Genomic DNA, 6,891 nt, shown 5'->3' on the forward strand with positions numbered 1-6,891 from the left:
CGGCCTCTGCATCTGTGGCAAGATTGTCTAATGAAATAGTTGTCTCTAATTCTGTATAAGTCCGAGCGCTTGTCGGTGAAACAACGGGCGGATTGTTGTCAGAATTCGGGGGATTGGCTTCGCCGAGCAATTGTTGTCCTAGGGTCGTATTGCGCCATTCTCTATCAGGATTAATTACTGTATCTAGCAGCGGTGCGTTTCCTGTTGCGCCACTAATTTTAAAGATTAGGTCATTGTAATCTCTGTCTGAGTTAGGAGGCGACATATCTTCCAGGGCGAAGGTGTTGCCGGTGCCGGTAATGTCGGCTATTTGTAGCAGATGAGCGGTATCGTTGGGATTGGCTGTGGCGATACTGAATAAGGGACGGTTTTCGGGGAACAAATTTCCCGAATATGAGGATTGGAAGGATGATTGTATTGTAGCGTTGGGGACTAACATGACGGCAAAGGTGTCGCCTGGTAGCATGGAGAAAGTTTTGATACCCTGATATTCGCCGCTGCCCCAATCCCCGTCGAAGGGCATCGCACCGGTGAATTTGGCTCCTTCTGTACTGTCGCTGATGACAATATGTCCGTCGGTGGAATTGCTTAAAACTCTACGGGATGCTTCGGCGATGAATTCTGGAGTTCCGGGTATAAATGCGGACATTCCGGCTAGGCTGAAAATGCCGACTTCGCCAGTAAAGTAGCCGCCGTCAAACTGATAGTCAAATTTGACTTGTCCTTGGTCATCTACAAGGAAAGTGCCACTGGGTGAATTGGCTGCTGCTGTTATTGATAGATTTGTTGGGGAATTTGTATTTCTTTGAAAGTTGCTTGTACGCTGTTCAGTTTGTACGCTAGATTTTGAGTGGGAAATTAGCGGTTCTGGTTCGAGAGGATTAACAGCAACTGCTGGGGGGGTTTCAGTTTCTAATTCGGCTGCTGTGAAGGCAACAGTAATGTCCAGTTCGATTGTACCAGCAGTAAATTCTGCTGTCGCTAGCGAATCGGTTTTTGTCGGCAATTGTTCGCTTTCAATTTCTGTTGTTATTTCAGGGAAAGCGATCTCATTTTTGACTGTGCCCGAATCGATTTCTGCGGTGATAATCGACTCGTTTTTTGTTGGCAATTCTTCGGCTGTGGTAGAAACATTTGAGTTGGTTTCTTTTGGTGATTGTTCGCGAACATTAGAGCTGAGTAAGTCTGTTTTTGCAGGAGAATTTTCCGCAAGTGGAGCGATAACTGACTCGGTTTTTATGGCAGATTTGACAGAAAGTCAAAATTAAAATTATAATCGCCATCTAGGTTGCGTTTGTTAAGAATACCTGTGAGTTCTAGGAGAGTAACTCTCCAAGTATCAGGATTTCTCCAAGCCGTTGCATGAGTTATGCGGTCGGGATATAGAGCATTAAAAAAAGTGCTATTGTTGATTGTGTAAATAGATACAGGAGTTGAGTTATGGAAAAAGAAAGAATAACTGTAGAAGAATTGCTCAGGCGCTATGCTGCTGGTGAGAGAGGTTTTCAAAACATCATTTTGGAGTACGCTGATTTGAGCGGGGTTGAACTGGAAAATATCGACATAGCTGGTGCTCAATTTAATTATGTTAACTTGAGCGGGCTTAATTTGCATAGGTGTGAGCTAAGGGGGGCTAATTTTTTGAACTGTAACTTAAGAGAAGCCAAATTCTTTGGTTGTCATTTGGAATACACTAGGTTTTTTGACTGTGATTTCAGAGGGGTTAATACGAGTCGTTGCAACCTGACTTGCACTCATTTTATCAGAGTTAATTTTCAAGGCGCTAAGATTGGGGGTTTTGGCGAAGATCCTTGCCGGTGCTGGGATATTACTCGAGAAGATGGGGTTTTCATCCCGGGTTTCACCTTCAATCCCTTTATCTCCTCTGACAATACTGACAGGGGAGTATGAAATTTTGACCAGTGTCCAAGAAAATTTATTGTAGTTGGAGGATTTAAGTAGGTCAACCCTTACAAATCTGAAATGCCGGACGATTCGGTGAAATCTGGTTCTTTTAAAAAACCGGGGTTCTCAGGTTTCTGTTTTTTGAGGTGGAGCTACTTACCTCTACCATCAAGGAAATACAAGGTCAAGAGGGAGGAGAATATCTCCCTTGAGTCTTCAGAGCATTCTGAATATTTTCTGGCAAACTTGAGAGGAAGTCAAAATTAAACTCATAATTGCGAGCTCGGTTGCGTTCGTTAAGAATATTTGTGAGTTCTGGGAGAGTAACTCGCCAAGTATCTGGGTTCCTCCAAGCCGTTGCATTAGTTATGTTACCGCGATTGTTGTTCAAAAATTGAGAAAACACATTCAGCGGACTTGCAATCCCATCTGACGATACATTATTCCAGTCTTGTTCCGCTGTGTTGGGTGTCATATATGCGAAAGCTTCTATGTTTGACGAAGTAAGATCAGCTCCAGGTTGTTCCACAGCTATGATTGTTTTCCACGTCCATTTAGGAATCTCAATTTTTTTACTTGATAAATTGTTAGGGTTTGTATTTCCCATATTGATCAACACTCCATTCATTACATCATCAAGCAGTTCGGGAACATTTGTTTTCTTTTGAGCATTTAGATTGTTACCAACTGCGCCGGCAAAAATGTAAAGTTCTTGCCCCTGTTGAGCCGCTCGTTGAACTAATCTATTTTCTATATTTGACCAAGCAGAAGCATCTTTCTCCAAAAAATTAGGGATGAAAAATCGATTATTATCCATCGACTGGGCAATCAAATTAGTTGTTAAGTAGGTGGCTAACTCATCTTTGGGATGTCTCAATCTATCTCTGTTGGGTAACAAATGACCTCTATCCATTCCTAAGCCAGTAAAGATGTTTCCATCATAGGTAAATAAACCACTAGCTAATAAATCAGGGTCGGCTATAAATTCAGGTCTGTCTATTAATCCATTTGGTGATTCTCCTGGTTGTGGCGTTGTTACCCATGTCTTATCTACTTTCCAACCAACCCAGTTGGCAATTTTGGTATCAGCATTGTAAGACACAACGTATTGTGGCTTTTCAAGCAGTAAGTTTTTTTGAGATGTATTGTTACCGGTACTCCATCTAGCCTCAGTTGGATTCCCCAATTCGAGATAGTCACTTTTGAAGAAAACGTTGTCTATGTAAACGGAATCGCCACCTTGTAAAGAAAGTGTCAATTTCGCTGGTTTTCCTCGAAACTCTGCGATTTCTGAATCAGTGAGGTTTAATTTGAGTTGGAAGGTTTCAAATCCTTTCCGACCAAATCCAATCTTATTTTCAATGTCTGAATAGATGTTCTTAATAGCCTCAGTGTTATTTCTGTTGGCTGCGTCAATTTGAAAGTTTGCATTTTGTGCCAGATTGATGGTTACATCTTTACTGAGACCATCTATCGTTTCAAGCTTGACATTTAGTGTTCCGCTTTGAGTGGGAGCAAAAACATCAAATCGTAAATTTCCCCAATCCGGTACCACAAAGCGATTGTGCGTAATGCTCTCGCCCGCACCTAATTTTAGAGCATAATTAGGTTGATAATTTTGAGCTTGAGAGTTAATACCTAATAAGCTCAAGTAATTGGAAAAATTGGGAGATTGTTGAGCTATCTGACTCCACTCTACGAGGTTGTTTATAGGTGACACCAACGTTGATGTGGCACTATTATGAAAAGACCACCCAGCAATTTCCTGAGAAATAGCATTCCGACCAAACTTTTCCGGTTCGCTCTTATTCGGAATAAACTGGTCAAAATTGCCATTAAACAGAGTAGGAACCGCATAATCCCCCCGCATACCAGCAGAAAGAGTATTATCAAAACTCACCGGAACGCGCCCAAAACAGAATAAAACCAACCCTCACCAACCCCTTCACCATTGCCATTATCATACCAAGGTTTAGCAGCCGGGAAATTCGGATCGAACAATTCGGGTTTACCCATTTTACCCAACATATCGTTAACTGCTTGAGGATTCTCAGAGGCCTCCACATGAGGATACTGAAGTTTTACTTCCTCCAGGTCTAAATCAACCGTCCCAGCATACCATCCAAATGCTCGCTTGTGCGTCCCTCCAATACCATCATCCTTAGTAAACCCAAGAGGATGATTGTACTATAATTCAGAAGTTAAAATAATTGAATAGATAATTTATGAACGCTGAAGAATTGCTCCGACGGTATGCTGCTGGGGAAAGAGATTTTGTGGGCGTTGACCTCAGTAGTGTCGATTTGAACGGGGCAAAGCTCATTGATATCAATCTCACCAATGCTAATCTGATTAATGCTAACTTCAGTTATGCTGACTTGACTGGCGCTAACTTGAGCGATGCTAATTTGATTAATGCTAACTTCAGTTGTATTGACTTGATTAATGCTAACTTGAGCAATGCTAACTTGACCGACGCTAACTTGGAGGGCGCTCAGTTGATTAATGCTAACTTCAGTGGCGCAAACTTGAGAGAAGCTTTCTTTCGAGGGGCTGACTTGAGTAAAGCCAATCTAAATAATGCCTGCTTAGAAAAAGCAAATTTGGACTCCGCTGACTTAACTGATGCCAACCTCAGTGGAGTCAATTTGAAAAGTGGTTTTTTATCAGGAATAAACTCTGAAAACACTAACCTCAATGGAGCAGACCTCAGCGATGCAGATGTCACTGGAGCTAGTTTTGATAAAGCAAGTCTAATTGGCACGAATCTAAGTAATACCAGATTGCACCAAACAGGGTTTACGAATTCCGATCTAACTGGAGCCAACCTCAGTGGTGCGATTATCGAGGAAACTTCTTTCAAAGGTTCAAATCTCACCCATGCTAATCTAATGGGAGCTAAACCTGAACCAGAATATGGCTCAAATACAATCGATCTTACCGGAAAACTACAAGACGCTACCTTATACAATACTGTCATGCCAGATGGAACTATCCGAAATGATAATTGTACAACTCAATGATAAACATTACTGAAAGTAGCTATCTATAGCAATCCTAAATGAGCCGTAATTTTTTTTACCCCACCCCAACCCTCCCCTTGGTAAGGGGAGGGAGTAAGAAATTCACAAATGATTTAGGATTGCTATATACCCTCTCTTGGAAAATTCATATTTCTGTACCCTCTGAGGAGTAGATAAATTATTCACCCTCAAGAGACTCAGATTCATCATCTGGATCTGTAGGGTCTTCTGGAAGTGGCGGTGGATTTGATTTCCAAGGAAGGCTATCCCAAGTTTTTCCAATTGACTTTTGACTGGGAAAGATGTACTTAACATCTTTGATCTCGCCTTTGATTGCTTCAGGAAGAAGAGGGAATAGATCGTAGCCGATCTTGGTTTCTATTTCTTCCAAAGACCAGACAGGACGTTGAGTGAGATTGTCAATCTTACTCCAATCCTTTTTTCTCCAGTCTTTGGCAATGTTACCAGGGTCTTCATTTGGATAATAAAAACCAACAGCATATACGGGAGTTGCGCTGGGGTCTGCGCCCGGCTTATCCAAAACCACCATGACTTTCCACAAGTTAGCAGGAATTTGAATAGCTTTACCGCCCGCATCAAAACTGTCCTTAATGCCATCAATGCCATTAATTACATAAACTTCTTTACCTTCTTTTGCAAAATCTTGCCCATAGTTTTCAAATTTTTCCCAGAATTTGGGTTTATTATGCTCCTCATTCTGTGGAACAATATTCGTCATCAGATTGACAGCTTTATTGTCTTTGAGAGTAATACTGCGAGATATTATAGGTGTTTGATGACCTCCAGCATAAGGCTCTCTATTTTTATAATCAGCGTTTGTCACTTGGTAAAAATCTGGTGGAAGACTGCGATCGTTAGTGAAAGTGCGATTATTAGGATTAGGCTCACCTTTTAAATATATCGATGATGGATTGATCTGAAAACTTGCCCAATTAGATATGTTTCCAGTACCGTTGTAAGACAGAGTATACTGCGGTTTTTCAAGCAGCAAATTGTCTTTATAGAGATTCCCATCATAAGCAGCACCGCTATACCTTGCCGGACTACTGCCATCCTTGGGTTTCGGTTCCCCAAATTTGAGAGAACTACTCTTGAAAAAGACATCATCCAAGTAAACCACGTCGCTACCTTCCAATTCAAACTTGAGCATTGCTGTTTTACCTCGGAACTTATCTAATTCTTTTTGCTGGCTTGACCCTTCATAAAAAGTGTCAAATACATTAAAAGTCTCAAACCCTCTCGTTGCATAACCTAGTTTCCTGGCAGCATCTTTTTCAAGGTCATTGTTGTAAAAAGAGTCTGATGTTCCTGTTGTGAAATTAGCTTCATTGAGCAGAATACTTTCAGTTATTTCTTCACCCGAAGCCGTATCGGTGAGAGTAACTTTCAGCCTATTACCTCGGTCTGCTGCTTCTTTGGGAACATGAATGTTGAACCGCAAAGACCCCCAATCTGGTACAACAAAGCGGTTGTGGGTAATGCTCTCACCACCCTTTAATTCCAGAGCATAGTTAGAGAAATTAGGCTCGCTATTGATGCCCATTCGATCTAAAAAAGAAGTTCCCGATACTTGCTTTCCATTGGGATAAGTGTAGGGAATATTCAACGAATCGATGGCTTTCCAATTTACTAAGTGCTTCGTGGGGTCTACAAACGTTGATGTACCACCATGAAAAGACCACCCAGGAATTTCCTTAGAGATAGTATTCCGACCAAATTCTTCGGGAGCGCTCTTATTAGGAATGTACTGGTCAAAATTGCCATTAAACAGAGTAGGAACCGCATAATCTCCCCGCATACCAGCAGAAAGAGTATTATCAAAACTCACCGGAACGCGCCCAACAGAACTCAACGTCCGCTGGTCTTTACCTCCACCCAAAACAGAATAAAACCAACCCTCACCAACCCCTTCACCATTGCCATTATCATACCAAGGTTTAGC

7 protein-coding genes are annotated in these 6,891 nt (G+C 41.7%); 2 read left to right on the forward strand and 5 right to left on the reverse strand.

From position 1 onward, the window contains the following. Both JGK22_RS32675 and JGK22_RS32680 read right to left on the reverse strand, forming a co-directional pair. On the reverse strand, nucleotides 1–1,111 hold a 1,111-nt coding region (locus tag JGK22_RS32675; protein ID WP_293314514.1), incomplete at its 3' end, for a DUF4114 domain-containing protein. Nucleotides 1,112–1,236: 125 nt separating this feature from the next. After that, on the reverse strand, nucleotides 1,237–1,614 hold the full coding sequence (locus tag JGK22_RS32680; RefSeq protein ID WP_293209083.1) for a hypothetical protein: 378 nt from the start codon (nucleotides 1,612–1,614) through the stop codon (nucleotides 1,237–1,239). On the opposite strand from JGK22_RS32680, the gene JGK22_RS32685 reads away from it, so the two are divergent. Next, complete coding sequence (locus tag JGK22_RS32685; RefSeq protein ID WP_293288138.1) at nucleotides 1,534–1,911, forward strand: pentapeptide repeat-containing protein; 378 nt, start codon at nucleotides 1,534–1,536, stop codon at nucleotides 1,909–1,911. The two genes, JGK22_RS32680 and JGK22_RS32685, sit on opposite strands and share 81 nt — an antisense overlap. Nucleotides 1,912–2,089: 178 nt before the next feature. Here the strand turns inward: JGK22_RS32685 and JGK22_RS32690 are convergent, their stop codons facing one another. Both JGK22_RS32690 and JGK22_RS32695 read right to left on the reverse strand, forming a co-directional pair. After that, the gene (locus tag JGK22_RS32690) at nucleotides 2,090–3,805 is read right to left on the reverse strand and encodes a DNA/RNA non-specific endonuclease (protein WP_293282342.1); all 1,716 of its coding nucleotides are present in this window, start codon (nucleotides 3,803–3,805) and stop codon (nucleotides 2,090–2,092) included. Beyond that, nucleotides 3,802–3,969 carry a hypothetical protein gene (locus tag JGK22_RS32695; protein WP_293314516.1) on the reverse strand — a complete coding sequence of 56 codons (168 nt, stop codon included), beginning with the start codon at nucleotides 3,967–3,969 and terminating at the stop codon, nucleotides 3,802–3,804. Before JGK22_RS32695 ends, JGK22_RS32690 begins: the two co-directional genes overlap by 4 nt. Nucleotides 3,970–4,130: 161 nt before the next feature. Between JGK22_RS32695 and JGK22_RS32700 the strand changes: the two genes are divergently transcribed. Next, nucleotides 4,131–4,928, forward strand: coding sequence for a pentapeptide repeat-containing protein (locus JGK22_RS32700; RefSeq protein ID WP_293209077.1), 798 nt, complete (start codon nucleotides 4,131–4,133; stop codon nucleotides 4,926–4,928). Between the two features lie 178 nt (nucleotides 4,929–5,106). On the opposite strand, the gene JGK22_RS32705 is transcribed toward JGK22_RS32700, so the two are convergent. Beyond that, nucleotides 5,107–6,891, reverse strand: a 1,785-nt coding sequence (locus tag JGK22_RS32705) for a DNA/RNA non-specific endonuclease (RefSeq protein WP_293282352.1), incomplete at its 5' end; no start/stop codon positions are given.

This window comes from Microcoleus sp. PH2017_08_TRC_O_A, from assembly GCF_020738665.1.
In the GTDB taxonomy this organism is placed as follows: Bacteria; Cyanobacteriota; Cyanobacteriia; order Cyanobacteriales; family Microcoleaceae; genus Microcoleus.

Excerpts from the sequence above, each read along its gene's own strand:
- JGK22_RS32680 (WP_293209083.1), bottom strand. The coding sequence starts at position 1,614 with ATGCAAATTAAGCCCGCTCAAGTTAACATAATTAAATTGAGCACCAGC.
- JGK22_RS32700 (WP_293209077.1), top strand. The coding sequence starts at position 4,131 with ATGAACGCTGAAGAATTGCTCCGACGGTATGCTGCTGGGGAAAGAGAT.